The sequence below is a fragment of the Salimicrobium jeotgali genome (genome assembly GCF_001685435.2).
Taxonomy (GTDB): Bacteria; Bacillota; Bacilli; order Bacillales; family Halobacillaceae; genus Salimicrobium; species Salimicrobium album.
This window is the reverse complement of sequence record NZ_CP011361.2, coordinates 1,750,078-1,765,346: the sequence shown is the minus strand read 5'-3', so window position 1 is coordinate 1,765,346 and position 15,269 is coordinate 1,750,078. Positions and strand designations below refer to the sequence as shown.

The 15,269-nt window shown below is 47.0% G+C and carries 15 protein-coding genes; 13 read left to right on the top strand and 2 right to left on the bottom strand.

What is annotated here, in order from left to right:
• Positions 1-60 precede the first annotated feature (60 nt).
• From AAV35_RS08845 to AAV35_RS08835, 3 genes are all read left to right on the top strand, one after another.
• Positions 61-1,464, top strand: coding sequence for an MFS transporter (locus AAV35_RS08845; RefSeq protein ID WP_008589893.1), 1,404 nt, complete (start codon positions 61-63; stop codon positions 1,462-1,464).
• Between the two features lie 301 nt (positions 1,465-1,765).
• The gene (locus AAV35_RS08840) at positions 1,766-5,107 is read left to right on the top strand and encodes an efflux RND transporter permease subunit (protein WP_008589890.1); all 3,342 of its coding nucleotides are present in this window, start codon (positions 1,766-1,768) and stop codon (positions 5,105-5,107) included.
• Positions 5,108-5,467: 360 nt separating this feature from the next.
• The gene (locus AAV35_RS08835; protein WP_008589888.1) at positions 5,468-6,364 is read left to right on the top strand and encodes a DMT family transporter; all 897 of its coding nucleotides are present in this window, start codon (positions 5,468-5,470) and stop codon (positions 6,362-6,364) included.
• Positions 6,365-6,412: 48 nt separating this feature from the next.
• Here AAV35_RS08835 and AAV35_RS08830 read toward each other — a convergent pair whose 3' ends face one another.
• Positions 6,413-7,030: a cyclase family protein gene (locus tag AAV35_RS08830; protein ID WP_008589886.1), complete on the bottom strand. Its 618-nt coding sequence runs from the start codon at positions 7,028-7,030 to the stop codon at positions 6,413-6,415.
• Positions 7,031-7,035: 5 nt separating this feature from the next.
• Positions 7,036-8,523, bottom strand: coding sequence for a glucose-6-phosphate dehydrogenase (zwf, locus tag AAV35_RS08825; protein WP_008589885.1), 1,488 nt, complete (start codon positions 8,521-8,523; stop codon positions 7,036-7,038).
• Positions 8,524-8,613: 90 nt separating this feature from the next.
• Here zwf and AAV35_RS08820 point away from each other — a divergent pair, with 90 nt between their 5' ends.
• The 10 genes from AAV35_RS08820 (at position 8,614) to AAV35_RS08780 (ending at position 15,269) form a co-directional block, all read left to right on the top strand.
• Entirely contained in the window at positions 8,614-8,913 is a 300-nt protein-coding gene (locus AAV35_RS08820) for a hypothetical protein (RefSeq protein ID WP_008589883.1), read from the top strand.
• Between the two features lie 161 nt (positions 8,914-9,074).
• On the top strand, positions 9,075-9,221 hold the full coding sequence (locus tag AAV35_RS14380) for a hypothetical protein (RefSeq protein WP_156330875.1): 147 nt from the start codon (positions 9,075-9,077) through the stop codon (positions 9,219-9,221).
• Between the two features lie 27 nt (positions 9,222-9,248).
• Positions 9,249-9,698, top strand: a complete 450-nt coding sequence (locus tag AAV35_RS08815; protein ID WP_008589881.1) for a nucleoside deaminase — start codon at positions 9,249-9,251, stop codon at positions 9,696-9,698.
• Between the two features lie 172 nt (positions 9,699-9,870).
• Positions 9,871-10,116, top strand: a complete 246-nt coding sequence (locus tag AAV35_RS08810; RefSeq protein ID WP_008589879.1) for a DUF2164 domain-containing protein — start codon at positions 9,871-9,873, stop codon at positions 10,114-10,116.
• A 64-nt stretch (positions 10,117-10,180) separates the two neighbouring features.
• Entirely contained in the window at positions 10,181-10,429 is a 249-nt protein-coding gene (locus tag AAV35_RS08805) for a hypothetical protein (protein ID WP_040609337.1), read from the top strand.
• A gap of 26 nt (positions 10,430-10,455) precedes the next feature.
• Positions 10,456-11,682: a kynureninase gene (gene kynU, locus AAV35_RS08800; protein WP_008589875.1), complete on the top strand. Its 1,227-nt coding sequence runs from the start codon at positions 10,456-10,458 to the stop codon at positions 11,680-11,682.
• Between the two features lie 11 nt (positions 11,683-11,693).
• Positions 11,694-12,320: an arylformamidase gene (gene kynB / locus AAV35_RS08795; RefSeq protein ID WP_008589873.1), complete on the top strand. Its 627-nt coding sequence runs from the start codon at positions 11,694-11,696 to the stop codon at positions 12,318-12,320.
• Positions 12,321-12,450: 130 nt separating this feature from the next.
• Positions 12,451-13,668 carry an ABC transporter substrate-binding protein gene (locus AAV35_RS08790; protein ID WP_008589871.1) on the top strand — a complete coding sequence of 406 codons (1,218 nt, stop codon included), beginning with the start codon at positions 12,451-12,453 and terminating at the stop codon, positions 13,666-13,668.
• Positions 13,652-14,482, top strand: a complete 831-nt coding sequence (locus tag AAV35_RS08785) for an ABC transporter permease (protein WP_008589868.1) — start codon at positions 13,652-13,654, stop codon at positions 14,480-14,482. The genes AAV35_RS08790 and AAV35_RS08785 overlap by 17 nt, the downstream gene beginning before the upstream one ends.
• 4 nt (positions 14,483-14,486) lie before the next feature.
• Entirely contained in the window at positions 14,487-15,269 is a 783-nt protein-coding gene (locus AAV35_RS08780; protein WP_008589866.1) for an ABC transporter permease, read from the top strand.

Sequence of the window (15,269 nt, the reverse complement as noted above, 5' to 3'; positions counted from 1 at the left end):
GAAGATATTCGGTTATATTCAATAATATTGTCATCATAAATAGAAAAGGGGGGAGAAATCATGAGTAATAATAAATTCAGAGTCGGGCTGATCACAGCGCCAGGATACGCCAAACGTATCAGTGAAGGTTTGAGTCACGCCCTTCCTGATCTGCTCAGTTACTACGTGGACGACCGGGTCGAATGGGAAGTGGAATATGAAACTGATGCCCTCACAGGGGCCACCGAGAATTCATCGGAGATTCTTGGCGCTACTTTCGATAAGAAAGAAGAGCATGAATGGGATTACGTTATATCCCTTACGGATTTACCTTTATTCAAAAGAAAGAAAGCGATCGTGGCGGAAGCTTATGTTGAACAGAATACTGCTCTGTTAAGTATACCGGCTCTCGGGGTCACTCCCCTTATTAAACGTATACGTGAATCGACGGTGCAGCTTATCAACGAAATGTACTACGGTACGTCCGACGAGGATAGGGAACAAGCCGAAAAACATATTCAGCAGAAAGATCAGGAAGATTATGGGGAGCACCAGGAACTTAAAAATAAAGACGCAAAGAGACTTGTCGGAAAACGATTCCTTGACCGTCTCTCTCCCATCCAGAGGGAAACTCCGGATGAAGAAGAGTCGAACATAGATGTCCGGTTCACAGTCAGATCGAAATGGGTCGGAGCACTGAGAATACTGGCCGGAATGATTCGCGCGAACCGGCCCTGGGCGATGTTTCCTTCTTTTATGAAGTTAATTGTCGTAGCTTTTGCTACCGGAGCTTATGCCCTCGTTTTTCCGACATTGTGGATGTTGAGCAGCAATTATGGCATATGGCGCATGGTCATGGTGTCCGTCGTAGCCATTACGGCCATGGTGCTGTGGATAACGCTTGCCCACCAGTTGTGGGAGTCGAAACGTAAGGCGACCAAAAACTATTTGAGGAAGTTATACAACCTGGCTACGATTTCGACCCTGTTTTTAACAGTACTCATGTATTATGGTCTGCTATTTATACTATTTTCTATCGCAGTGGTCGTTCTGATTCCGATGGGTATGCTGGAATCCCAGGTCTCTTCTGAAGTCGGCTACGTCAACTATGTTTACATTGCGTGGACGGCTACAAGTATTGCTACGATCATCGGCGCACTCGGTTCAGCTCTTGAAAATGAAGAAGTCGTTCTTTCTGCAGCTTACGGATACCGTCAGCGTCAGCGTTATAATCAGCTGAAAAGTGCACAGGAAGAAAAGAAAGAGGCACAGGAAGAGAAGAAAGAAGCTCAAGAAGAGAAGAAAGAGGCTGCCCAAGAGAAAAAGGAAAGTCGCTCGGGAGACGGCGAGAGTTCGCAGGATGGAACAAAAGAAGCGGCAGAAGCGAAAAAAGAAGCCGCAGAAGCTAAAAAAGAGAGCCAGGAAGAAGAACAGAAAGCTGCTGAAGAGAAAAAGCAGGCAACCGAAGAGAAAAAAGAAAAGTGATAAAGAATCACAGTTGACTTCACAGTCGATTGTGATTTTTTATGACTAATTGGTCAAATTATTTTTATTGAAAAGTTTTACGGGCGGATAAATCGTTTATGGAACTTTAAAGTGTTATCTTTATCTTAAAGAAACCTGTGTTATTAAAAATTATTCTCTTTAGTGTGAACGTTTCGTGAAGTAAGAGTTATTCCTTGAAAATGACCGGACAGTCATTTATATTTTATGACTGTACAGTCATAAAACCGAGGAATAAATTATCTTCTTTTTAAATGAGAAGATCGAGAGGAGCACGTGCAATATGAAACTTTGGAACTTATCGATAAGGCGACCGAAATTTACTATCGTCATTATGCTCGTACTACTGATACTTGGGGCGGTCTCCCTGTCACGACTGCCAATCAAGCTTTTCCCTGACGTGGAGGCACCTGCGGCGGCAGTTACAGCAAGTTACCCAGGGGCAGGACCTGAGGAGGTGCTGAGTGATGTAACGAAAGAACTGGAAGGGGAACTTTCGGACACCTCAGGGCTTGAAAGTTTAACGTCACAGTCCATGGAAGGGGCTGCCATACTTATTATGGAATTTTCGTCAGGGACAAACCTTGACGATATAGAAACGGAAATCGTATCTACCATGAACCAGGCGGATCTCCCTGAGGAAGCCGGGTCTCCTACATTTCTTAAATTCGATCCGTCCGCACTTCCGAGTATGCAGCTCGCCGTATCTTCGGGCGGAGATGAAGTTATCGATTTCCAGGATTCGGCAGCTGACCTGAATCAGGAACTTTCAAGAGTGGATGGTGTCGCTGATGTTTCTGAAACAGGCACGGTAACTGAGCAGTTCCAGGTAAGGCTGGATCAGCAGGCGTTACAGGATAACATGCTTAATCAGGATGCCGTTGTGCAGGCTATACGTTCTCAACAGGCTACGGTGCCAGGGGGCGTAATTGTAAATGAAGACAAGCAGGAGACTATCTCTACAAGAGTACTGAGTGAACTGACTTCCACCGACGAACTGCGACAGATAACCGTAGGACAGAACGGGGACGGTGGAAACGTAGTGCTTGATGACGTCGCGGACGTATCCTTGAGTCCTGAAGAACAGAACGTCATCACACGGGTCGACGAGAAACCTGCGATTCAGTTCGAAGTTACACAGGAATCAGATGCCAACACGGCCCAACTTTCTACTGCAGTTAATGATGAAATTGATACGCTTTTGAAAGAAGATGAATACTCCGATCTTCAGGTCGTCAGTATTTATGACGAGGGAGAGTTCGTGCAGGCTTCGATCAATAGTGTAATCACCGCACTTGTAAGTGGTGGTATTCTGGCTATGCTCGTACTGTTCGCTTTTCTCCGTAACTTGAAAACGCCACTGATCATAGGTATCGCCATACCGTTTTCCATTATAGTGACGTTTGCACTGTTTTTCTTTACGAATATCAGTCTTAACATGATGACGCTCGGGGGTCTTGCTCTCGGTATAGGTATGCTGGTCGATAATGCCATCGTCGTCGTGGAAAATATTTATCGTCATCTGGCGATGGGTAAAGCGCCGAAGGAAGCAGCTTCCGAAGGGACGCGGGAAGTAGCCGGGGCTATCACCGCTTCGACATTGACTACCGTCTCTATATTCCTGCCGGTAGTGTTCATTTCAGGAATAGCCGGTGACTTGTTTGCTCCGCTTTCCATAGCTGTTTCGTTCAGTCTGTTCGCTTCCCTGTTCGTTGCACTGACGGTAGTACCGATGATTGCAAGTCGTATTCTGAAAGCTCCGAGAGTCATAGAAGAAGACAAGCGGAAGAATTCCCGCTTTATGAGAGGAATAGAAAAAGCCTCCCGCTGGTCTTTGAAACGAAGAGCTCTAGTTCTGCTTATCACTGCCGCCACTCTTATTGTCGGAGCACTTGGTCTTACAACCACAGGAGTGGAATTCCTTCCTACGAACGATGAAGGCATGGCCATGATAAAAGTGGAGCATGAAGAGGGAACGAGTCTCAGCCGTACAGAAGAGACGGTTAAGAAGATCGAGGACGAACTGGCCAATGAAGGAATAGTGGCTAACTATATGAGCACGATTGGAGCAACCGCCCAGGGCGCGAGCATGGGTGGCGGCTCGGAAAGTAATATAGCCGAAATATTCGTCTCTTTGAAAGATCAGGAGAAACGGGATATGTCCACTGCAGAGTTCATCAGTGAATTCGAAGGAACTGCAGAAGAGACTGATGACTCCGCAGATATTAAGATGACCAACGCCGCATCTTCAGGTCTTGGAGGAGAGCCGAATACGTATTCCTTTACTATTGAAGATCCGAACGTAAGCCGTTTGAAAGAAACGAGCAAGGAACTTATCAATGAACTGGAAGATGACAGCATTATCGAAGAAGTCACAAGTTCCGAAGAAGACTCCGTGACGGAACTGCAGGCTACGGTGGATAAAGAAGCTGCAAGAGAGAACGGTATGGCTCCCGCTCAGGTAGCGCAGTCCATTCGTTCCGCTACCAGTGGCACAAATGCAGGATCCATAACGACGGACTCTGATGAGACGTATGAAATCAGCGTTCAATACAAAGGAGATGTATTGAACAGTCGGGAGAACTTTAAAAACATTACAATCGCTGACGGCCAGGGCGGCTATGTCAAGCTTTCGGATGTGGCGAATATTGAGGAAGGCGGGGCTCCAAGCGTCATAAATCGTGCCGATCAGGTACGGAGCGCCGACTTTACGGTAAGGTTCAACCCGTCGAATGATTTGAGTGATGTCTCGGAAGTAGTCGAATCTACCATCGATGATATTGAATTGGCCGAGGAAGCCGAATTCGTTGTAGGGGGAGACCAGGAACTGGTAAACGATCTGATTGCAGATGTTACCCTGGCTTTCGTACTCGGGCTGGTCTTCATCTATCTAGTGATGAGTGCTCAGTTCGAATCATTCAAGCATCCATTTATCATCATGTTTACAGTACCGCTGCTCGTTATCGGGGTTATGCTCTCTCTTACAGTAACCCAGAAACCGATCAGTGCTATGGCTCTCATAGGTGTAGTGGTGCTCGGGGGTATTGTAGTCAATAACGCAATCGTACTTGTTGATTACGTCAATCAACAGAGAGCCAGAGGAATGAATGTCATAGAATCTCTGGTCACCGGCGTAAAAGACCGGACACGTCCGATCCTGATTACCAGTATTACTACGATTCTCGGTGTCTTTCCGCTTGCTCTTGGTATAGGGGAAGGTTCGGCGACGATTCAGCCGATGGGGATCGTCATTATCGGCGGTCTTGTAAGCAGTACTCTGCTCACTCTGTTCGTCATCCCGGTCATTTATACTTTCTTTGATAAATCCACGCGTGATATGAACAAGAAGTATATGACACCGGACGGGGGAGTCGTGTACAAACGTGATCTCCTTGAAGAAAATCATCAGGAACGCAAAGAAAGCACAAATGATCATTTCCTGAATTCAGGAGAAGATAAAGAGGAAGAGGAACGTACTACTGATCAACTTCCTGTATCTGAAGAAAAGAATGACACTGAGGATAATACTTCGGAGAATGGAAAAGAGGAGAAATACTCCAAAAACGAAATTCTTGAAGCACTTGAAGAATTGATGAACAAAGATAAAAATCGCAAAGATAAATAACCGTAAGAGTCTTTTGAATCTTACTTGTACAGATGAGACCGGGTCCTGTGGCCCGGTCTCATTTTTTCTGTAGCTGAAAAAATTTGATATCTCCCTATTTCTTCCGTTCAGGGGAGCAGAGGAGAGTGGAAGAGAAGGGGAATGTTCTTTCCCTGAGGACTGGAGGAAGGTACCGTTTAAGTTTTAATAGTGACCTTCATGTCCCACAGCAATGTGTGAAGGGCAGGTAAGGACTATTCCGTATAGAAGGAATTCCTCTCTCCGAATGAAAGGGGATAGTTTTATTGACAGGGAAGTTTTGCACTTTGAAGAGAGATGCTCTAACATAGGAAGGACTATAGCAAAAAAGGGGGGAGTCGGATGAGTAGAAAAGTGTGGATACTGGCTTTCACAACTATTCTTCTCTGGGGTTCCACGTTCGCCGCTATCCGGGCATCTTTACTCGGAGGTTACACGCCGGGACACCTTATTCTTGTCCGTTACAGTGTGGCCTCTCTTGCTTTTGTGTTCGTGGCTATGCTTCCCGGCAAAAAAATAAGGATGCCGGACAGGAAGGATATCCCTCTGCTTGCGCTGCTTGGCTTTATTGGTATAAGCGTGTATCATGCCGGTATCACTTTCGGTGAGATGACGGTATCCGCAGGCGCGGTCGGTATGATGATCGGAGCGGCACCGATTGTGACTGCAATCATAGCCGTACTTTTTCTTAAAGAGAAACTGGGAGGTATAGGCTGGACGGGAATGGGAATCGGTTTTGCGGGAATTATACTCATTACTCTCGGTACTGCGGAAGGCTTTTCTATATCTGTCGGAGCCGTTTATGTTCTTATATCCGTCATAGCCACTTCTGTGTTCTTTGCAGGACAAAAGCCGTTTTTGCGTAAGTATAAACCGGTCGAACTTGTAGCTTATTTCAGCTGGGCGGGTACTATTCCTTTCCTGATATTTTCTCCGGGAGTAGTGGATACGGTGACACAAGCAACGACAGAGGCGAACGCTTCTGCCGTTTATGCAGGAATTTTTCCTGCCGCGATTGCTTACGTCACATGGTCTACAGCCTTATCCCTCGGGGACGCCAGTAAAGTGACAAGTATGATGTATCTGGAACCCGCGGTGGCTGTAATTACAGCCTGGATATGGCTCGGGGAATGGCCGAGCGGTCTGTCACTCATAGGAGGGGCAGTGGCACTTGCCGGAGTTATCGTCGTTCAGGTACTTGGAGGCAGGAAAAAAAGGAAATTGTCACGAGCAGCATAGAGAAAGCCGGCCTTCCATTTTTCAGGAAGCGCCGGCTCTCTTTTTTATTTACTCATCCATAAGCAGAATACGGGCAGGGGAGGCATCTGTACCTTCGATCTTTAAAGGAGCGGCCATCATGAAATAGCTCCCTTCAGAAATTTCTTTTAATCGAAGACCTTCAATTATGATGACGCGATGAGTGAACAGTGTCCGGTGGGTAGGATGGTCCGGCTGACTGCGTTCAATGCCGAGACCGTCGACTCCTACACCTTTGATACCTTTTTCTGCCAGCAATTCCGCTGCTTCACCGGTAACGTAGGTGAAATCAAAATCAAAGTCGTTCCCTTCATGGTAGGAATTTTTCGTTTTGAAGAGTATAAAATCCCCTTTATTTATATCAAGCGGTTCAACGTCCGATTTATCTATGTTGTCCCCACAGTCTGAGAGGTCGAAAACTTTAACTGTTCCTACCAGATCCTCTACAGCTATCGTCTCCATCGTTTCCCCGTCGTTGATCATATGGAGCGGGGAATCGACGTGGGTTCCCGTGTGCAGATCCATATCTATCCGTGATTCCGTAACGTGACCGTTCGTGCTGGTCGTAATTTGCGGCTGTTTTTCTTCTTTATCTTTGTAGACTTTCATCCCTTCCCGGATGGTCATAGAGACGTCGTATATAGCCAAATTCCTCACTCCTCTTCGTTATTCACCGGCCACCAGTGGAAGCCGTCATTTTTAAGAAGGTTATCCGCTTCTTCCGGTCCCATTGAACCGGCGGCATAATTAGGGAAGTCCGGTTCTTCTTTGGACCACCTGTTTAAAATCCGGTCCACGAATTTCCAGGAAAGGGAAACTTCGTCCCAGTGCGAGAAGTTCGTAGTGTCCCCGATCATACAGTCGTGAAGTAATTTCTCATAAGCTTCGGGGGTGTTCACACTGTTGACGGCTTCGTGTGTGTAAGACAGTTTTATAGGTTCCGAATAGGAGCTAACCCCCGGTTTTTTCGCATTCAGATACAGGGTCACCCCTTCGTTCGGCTGGATATTGATCACCAGCAGATTCGGAGATTTTTCGCTTTGTTCTTCCTGATAAAGATTCAAAGGAATGTCTTCGAATTCCACGACTATTTTCGTGCACTTCTCCGCGAGGCGTTTGCCCGTTCTTATATAGAAAGGGACACCTGCCCACCTGTAATTATCGATCATGATTTTACCGGCGACGTACGTTTCAGTATCGGAATTCTGCAATTCTTCCGCTTCCTCCTGATAGCCGCGAAGTTTCCTTCCATGCATTTTGTCAGGACCATACTGCCCACGTACAAAATAGTCATCGATATTCTTCTCGTCGATAGTACGCAGGGCGCGTAAAATTTTGATTTTTTCCGAGCGTATCTCTTCAGGGTTCAGATTGATCGGAGGCTCCATCGCCAGTAGAGTAACCATCTGAAGCATATGGTTCTGGACCATATCTCTCGTAGCTCCGGACAAGTCGTAATAATTCGCCCGATCTTCCACACCAAGCGATTCACTGGATGTGATCTGTACGTTTGCGATAAACCGATTATTCCACAAATGTTCGAAAATGCCGTTGGCGAAGCGGATCACTTCTATATTTTTGACCATTTCTTTTCCGAGATAGTGATCGATCCGATATATCTGGTTCTCGTCAAAAGCCGAAGTGATCTGGTCGTTCAGCTGTTTTGCCGATTCGAAATCGTGACCGAACGGTTTTTCGATAACGAGACGTGACCAGCCCGTTTCACTTTTCAGGTTATGTTTTTTCAGGTTATTTGCAATCGTGCCGAAGAACTGCGGGGCCATCGCAAGATAAAAGATGCGATTCCCTTCCGTACGATACTCGGACTCCAGATTATTAAGCAGTGTGCCGAGATTTTCATAGGAAGACGAATCCGATACATCAAACGGATGGTAGTAAAAATGGGACACGAAGGCTTCCGCTTCTTTCCCGGAAACATCGTCTCCAAGAGAATTTCGTACGTTCGTGTGGAACAGCTCGTTGCTCCAGGAACGGCGTCCGATTCCAACTACAGCGAAGTCTTCACCAATTTTTCCATTCTGATACAGGCGGTAAATAGAAGGGAAAAGTTTCCTTTTGGCCAGGTCCCCGGTAGCTCCGAAGATTACGATAAGTGCTTTAGGTTTTTCTTGATTTTCCATATGCAGTCCCCACTCTTCTTAAGGTTGAGTTGATATGACTAATTGTATAAGGAAACATCTTTAATATCAAATGGAGGAGCCCGGGACGGTGTGGACGCAGCGGGAAAAGGGAGGAATAATTTCCAGACCCCCTCTTCTGCGGACGATGAAACGAATGTTGTGATTGCGGGCATAGGACCGCAGTTAGGAGATGAAAGCCTGATGTATAAAGTTACTTTCACAGAGAACGGAGTCAGAAAAGAACTTACATCTTCTGGACGGACGGATACGAAGAGATTCAGCACGTACGCGGAAGCGGAAATCGTGGTTTCAAGACTGGAGAAGCATTCGACTTATAATAAAGAATGGTCTATTGAAGAAATTAAGGAAGAACGGGCGATAACCGACTGAAAAAACTGAAAAAACTTAAAAAATCGGACTCCTTTTGCGATAATAGCAGAAGGAGTTTTTTTATTGAGAAATGAACGGGAGCATAGGTGAAAGATCAAAAGGGTATATTGATTATAACCCCGCAACGAAATGATAAACAGACAGACACAGGAGGTGTAACAATGGACAGGAAAGAGAAAATATTGGCGGACCTCGAGAAGCTGGACGAAAACGAAAGGGAGGAAGTCCTTAAAATGATCCGGGAAAAATATATGCAGCCGGAGACATGGTGGGATAAAGGCGGGGGTGAAACGTACGAGGAATGGTAATATATCCGGGAAAGGGAGAGTGGGAATATGAATCAGTACATGGACAGAGCGGTTGAACTGGCTAGAAAAAATGTAGAGGAAGGAGGGCAGCCCTTCGGAGCCGTTATAGAAAGAAACGGGGAAGTGCTTGGTGAAGGAGTGAATGAGCTTCATCTCCAGAACGATGCCAGCGGACATGCCGAAATGATCGCTGTCAGAAAGGTCGAGGAGAAACTTGGCAGAGTCGATCTGTCTGACTGTACGATGTATGCAAGCGGGGAGCCGTGCCCTATGTGTTACGCTATGATGAGGTATGCCGGTATACAGGATATCTATTTTGCGGAATCAAAAGAAGAAGCGCAAAAGACAGGACTTTCCAAAGGCGGCGAAATAAATGAAGAACTACAGAAGCCGGAAGAGATGAGGAAGGTCAGAATGAAACATTTACCTCTGGAGAAAGAGGGAGCGATGGCTCTTTTCCGTAGAAAAAACGGATGATCTGAAGAACTGCGCGTTTTGAGGACGGATTTCACCGGCACCCCGGGGTGTTTGGTATTCTTATGATCTGCGGCTGGCCGGGAGAAGATAAGCGAGGTTCGTGTAACCACCGGCCCGGCCTTTCGAAGAATGACCATAATTGTGATTATCTAAATTGAGAGGGGGGGACGAATTGGAAATACCTCGGGACTTTAAACAGGAGATGAAGGAACGGATACAGTACTACATATATCAAGAGCACGGAGAAGAAATCGGGGAGCTCGCTGCAGAGAACTGGCTACATTTCTTTGCCGAAGAACTGGCGGTTCCATTCTATAACCAGGGAGTAGCGGATGCATCCGAGATGATGAACCAGAAGATTATGTCGATTGAAGAAGATCTGGAAGCCCTGAAACGTCCGATTAAGGGAAAACAGTGAGAGCTTCTGATTGATTTGCGAAGCGGAGAATAAAAGAGACTGTATTGGAGAAGAAGGTGTAATAGTGAAAGAAATTCATGAATCGAAGGCTGTAACGTCAATGGTTCTCGGGCTGATTTCTCTCCCTGTGCCGCTTATAGGCTGGCTGCTCGGAATTTTTGCTGTCGCATACGCACGGCCGGCGCTGAAATCCATTTCTTATGATAATCCGAAGCGGTGGTATGCCGTAACGGGAATGGTTTGTGGCATCCTCGGGATAGTCATGGATGTAAGTATTGTGCTGATCGCACTCATCATCTTCTTTTTTTTATGACGTGAAAAAAGCAGGGGGGAAGGAACATGGAAGAAATCACATTTCGCGACGAGTTTTACCTTCCGGAAGGAAAAATTTACATGGACGGGAACTCGCTTGGGCTTATGTCCGTGCGGGCCGAAAAAGTGGTGAAAGAAATAATGGAAAGCTGGAAAAAGTATGGGATTGACGGATGGACGGAAGGGGAAGACCCGTGGTTCACGCTCTCGGAAAGACTGGGGAATCGCATGGCACCACTCGTCGGAGCCTTTCCTGAAGAAGTGACGGTGACGGGATCGACGACGTCCAATCTTCATCAGCTGACAGCTACATTCTACCGTCCGGAGAGAGGACGAACGAAAATACTTGCGGATGCTCTTGCTTTTCCGACGGACATTTATGCACTTCAAAGTCAGCTTTCGCTGAAAGGGTATGATGAGTCGCACCTCGTTCTGGCAGAGAGTACGGACGGGCATACGATCGATGAGGATACCATTATTCAGGCGATGACCGGAGATATCTCGCTCGTTATTCTGCCGAGTGTGTTATACCGCAGCGGTCAGGTGCTGGACATGGAAAAGCTGACCGCTGCTGCTCACGAGCGCGGAATTACAATCGGTTTTGATTTAAGCCATTCCATTGGTGCGCTTCCTCACAGACTTTCGGAGTGGGGAGTGGACTTCGCTTTCTGGTGCAACTATAAATATGTTAATGCAGGACCGGGAAGTGTCGGCGGTTTATATATTAACAGGGAACATTTTTCAGAAACTCCAGGCCTTACGGGATGGTTCGGTTCTGATAAAAACAGTCAGTTCGATATGGAGCATACGTATGTCAAAGCGGCAGACAGCGGAGCATATCAGCTCGGTACTCCGCATGTTTTAAGTGCGGCTCCGCTGCTCGGCTCCCTCGAAATGTTCGAAGAGGCGGGAATGGAAGCTCTCCGTGGCAGATCACTGAAATTGACCGGGTATCTGATGGAACAGATCGACTCCCGGCTGTCATCCTGGGATTTTGTCATCGCTAATCCGAGAGAAGAAAGCAGGAGGGGAGGTCATGTGTATCTTGAACATCCCGAAGCTGCAAGAATTACGAAAGCTCTTAAAGCAGAAGGTGTTATACCGGACTTCAGAAATCCGAACGGAATCCGTCTAGCCCCGACAGCCCTTTATAATACATTTGAAGACTGCTTTCAGACAGTGACTAAATTGAAAGAGATCATGGAAAAAGAGAAGTACAAAGCGTTCAAAAACGAACGCGATATTATCGCTTAGGAGGTGTCGACATGGGATGGATTGATATCTCACGACCATTGAACGACCGTATTTCCACCTGGCCGGAGGATACTCCGTATTCGTATCGCCGGACGGCGACTAAAAAGGAGAGTGGCTCCGTAAACATCGGAGAGATCACGATGAGTGTTCATACGGGTACGCACATTGATGCCCCCTTTCACTTCGACAATGAAGGGAAGCGGGTGAATGAGCTGGATATTAATGTTTATATCGGCAGAACGAAAGTCGTGGACTGCCGGGGCTTCGAAGCGATAGGTGCAGCAGCTTTTGAAGGTATAGATCTCGAGAATGTTGAACGGGTATTGATAAAGACGGATGCCTTTCCCGATTCCAGGATTTTTCCGGAGGAGATTCCTTATCTGAAGCCGGAAGTGGCTGAGTTCTTTAAAGAAAAAAACATTCGTCTCGTCGGGGTCGATGTTCCATCTGTCGATCCGATGGACAGTGAAACGCTCGACGCTCACCATGCTCTGTTTTCAAGCGGAGTGCATATTCTGGAGAACGCCGATCTTCGGGAGGTGGAATCTGGACTATATGATTTAAGCGCTCTTCCCCTGGCACTTGAGGAAGCGGACGGCAGCCCTGTACGGGCAGTTCTGAAATCTGTCTATGATTGAGAGGGGAATTTTCGTTTACACTTTCCAGGCATTCCCCGGGAAATGTAAGCTTTCTTACATAAGGGGCTTTCAAAGTATTCGTTCCACCGGGGATAGGGTAAAATGGAGGTAATGTGGAAAGGGTGAGAAGATGAGAATAGGGATCATTGCCATAATGATCATCCTGTCCGGGTGTTCCGGTGTTACGAATACGGAGGAGAAAGGTAGCACCATAGCGAACCGGAATTTTGAAGAAATCAAAGATGCGGCCGAAGGTACGGAGGTAAGACTGTTCATGTGGGGTGGCGATGACGGCATCAATACTTACATCGATGAATGGGTCGCCCCACGTCTTCAGGAGAAGTTCGGTATCAGTCTTACGAGAACACCGATGGCCACCGCAGATATTTTACAGAAACTGAGAACGGAACGTGAGGCTGGAAAGAAAGAAGGGACGGTGGATCTTCTGTGGCTGAACGGCGAGAATTTTCGTAACGCCAAAAACAATGAGCTGCTTTACGGAGCATTTACGGAAAAACTGCCCAATTTCAATGAATACTATGACCGGGACGAATATTCCCACGACTTCGGAACGGCTACAGAAGGGATGGAGGCCCCTTGGGGGAGAGTCCAATTCGCTCTGCAGTACGATAGTGCGAAAGTGGATGACCCGCCGAGAACCTATAAAGAGTTGAGCGAATGGGTGAAAGAAAATCCGGGAGAATTTACATACCCTCACCCTTCCGAATTCACCGGCAACGCATTTTTGAGGCAGATGATGCTTTCAGGGACCGAGAACCCCGAAGCTTTAGCGGAAGATTCTTTCAGCCCGAACGCTGCAGAGACAGCCGCAGATGGAATGTGGAAAAAGTTGAGAGAATGGGAGCCTGCTCTGTACAGGAAGGGAGAATATTACCCTGCCTCGTTAAGTGAGCTGGATCGTCTGTATAGCGAAGGGAAAGTATCTATGACGTTAGGGTACAACGAAGCGAGAAGTGAACATCTCATAAATGATGGAGTCTTCCCCGAATCCACCGATACCTACGTGATGGACTCCGGATCGCTTGGCAACACACACTTCCTCTCTATTCCTTATAACAGTACAAATGTGCCGGGAGCTGTAACGGCTATCAATTTCCTCCTCTCCCCGGAGGCGCAGCTGCAGAAAATGAAGCCTTCTTCATGGGGAGATAATACAACCATCGATACGGATAAGCTTCCCGAAGAGACGAAACAGCGATTTGAAGAACTCGACCGGGGGGGAACAGTGCCGGATGCAGAGAAACTGGAGGAAACGTATCTGCCTGAACTGGATACGGAATATGTCGAATGGATTACGGAGACGTGGGAAGATGAAGTTGTCCGCTAGAATAAAGCCGTGGTTGCTGCTGACCCCTGCTCTTCTGTTTCTGCTCCTTCCATTGTACGGACTATGGTCTGCCTTCCGGTTGAGTGTTTATCCGGATGGGAAGCTGACCGGTCAAGTTTATGTCCGTCTGTTTTCACACTCCGATTTTCTTCTCTCTTTTTTGTACAGTTTATGGATAGCGGCAGCTTCGACCTTCCTCTCTCTGCTTATCGGATGGTTCTTCACGAGAGCATTCGTTCCGATGCTTGAACGTACCGGAGGCAGACTGACGGTATGGCTGCCGATGGTTTTCCCTCATTTTGTGTGGGCCTACCTGGTTCTTCTTCTTTTTCAGGAAGGGGGTCTCGTCAGCGGTTTACTGCCCGGGAACCGGGCATACGCTAATGACCCGGAAGGTGTCGGAATTATTCTTACGTATATGGGAAAGGAAATTCCGTTCGTCATTTTGATGCTGTTGCCTGTTTACCTGACCAGAAATCGTTTGTATGACGATTTAACGGAAACACTCGGCGGATGCTGGATTTCTAAAATACGCGATGCAGAGCTTCCGTTTGTCACTCCGGTTCTTATTGAAACGGGAATCATCATTTTTGCTTTCACGTTCAGTGCTTATGAAGTCCCCGCGCTTGTGGGAGCTACTTTCCCGGAGATGCTTTCTATTCTTACCTTCGACTGGTTCTACTCTGGCGACTGGAGTGAGCGGCCGCTCGCTTTTGCAGCGATGGTATTTTTGACGACAGTAATAGGGTTGATCTCCTTACTATTGTTTCATTTCATAAACAAAATGCGCCGAAATATTACTGAGGGACTGTGAAAGTATGAAGAAAATCTTATTCTGGGTCATCGCTATGTTATTTATAATTTCCCCTGTAGGGATTTTGGTTCTCCAGAGTTTTACATCACCCGGAAGCTGGACGGCATTTTCCCTGTATGGCTGGAGAGGGCTGTTTGAAACAACAAGGCTCCTGGAAGCTACAGGCACTTCTCTGACAATCGGCTTTTTCGTGACGGTAATTAATATTGGTGTAGGAATGAGCGCCGGTAAGGCACTGGCGTTATATACATTTCACGGAAAAACGGCGGTGGACACCTTGTTCGTGATGCCTCTGCTCGTACCGATCCTTGCCATCACTTTCGGGGTTCACATCGCTATGATACGGATCGGGCTGGCTGACACAGGCCTCGGAGTAATTCTCATTCACCTGGTTCCGACGGTCCCCTATAGCATCAGGATTTTCCGGAATGGCTATGTGAGTCTCGGAAGAAGGATGCAGGAACAGGCGGAAACACTCGGTGCATCTGCCGGAAGAACATTCTTCGATATTGAACTACCGCTCCTAAAACCCTCCGTGCAGAGCGTAATATTTCTCACCTTTGTCATCAGTCTGAGTCAGTATGTTATTACTTCGATTATCGGGGGCGGTACTGTGGTAACTCTTGCGATGGTTTATTTTCCTTTTCTGGATTCTGCCGATACTACGCTGATTGCGGCATTTTCTATCTGGTTCGCCGTCCTCCCCCTTCTTTTTTATATAACTGCAGGCGCAGTTTTTCGATTGTTACCGTACCGTAGAAAATCCGGGAGGAGGGAACTGTTTTGA

Coding starts and splice junctions, on each gene's coding strand:
- AAV35_RS08815 (WP_008589881.1), top strand. CDS start 9,249: ATGAATCAGTACATGGACAGAGCGGTTGAACTGGCTAGAAAAAATGTA.
- AAV35_RS08785 (WP_008589868.1), top strand. CDS start 13,652: ATGAAGTTGTCCGCTAGAATAAAGCCGTGGTTGCTGCTGACCCCTGCT.
- AAV35_RS14380 (WP_156330875.1), top strand. CDS start 9,075: ATGGACAGGAAAGAGAAAATATTGGCGGACCTCGAGAAGCTGGACGAA.
- AAV35_RS08845 (WP_008589893.1), top strand. CDS start 61: ATGAGTAATAATAAATTCAGAGTCGGGCTGATCACAGCGCCAGGATAC.
- AAV35_RS08790 (WP_008589871.1), top strand. CDS start 12,451: ATGAGAATAGGGATCATTGCCATAATGATCATCCTGTCCGGGTGTTCC.
- kynB (WP_008589873.1), top strand. CDS start 11,694: ATGGGATGGATTGATATCTCACGACCATTGAACGACCGTATTTCCACC.
- zwf (WP_008589885.1), bottom strand. CDS start 8,523: ATGGAAAATCAAGAAAAACCTAAAGCACTTATCGTAATCTTCGGAGCT.
- AAV35_RS08780 (WP_008589866.1), top strand. CDS start 14,487: ATGAAGAAAATCTTATTCTGGGTCATCGCTATGTTATTTATAATTTCC.
- kynU (WP_008589875.1), top strand. CDS start 10,456: ATGGAAGAAATCACATTTCGCGACGAGTTTTACCTTCCGGAAGGAAAA.
- AAV35_RS08835 (WP_008589888.1), top strand. CDS start 5,468: ATGAGTAGAAAAGTGTGGATACTGGCTTTCACAACTATTCTTCTCTGG.
- AAV35_RS08840 (WP_008589890.1), top strand. CDS start 1,766: ATGAAACTTTGGAACTTATCGATAAGGCGACCGAAATTTACTATCGTC.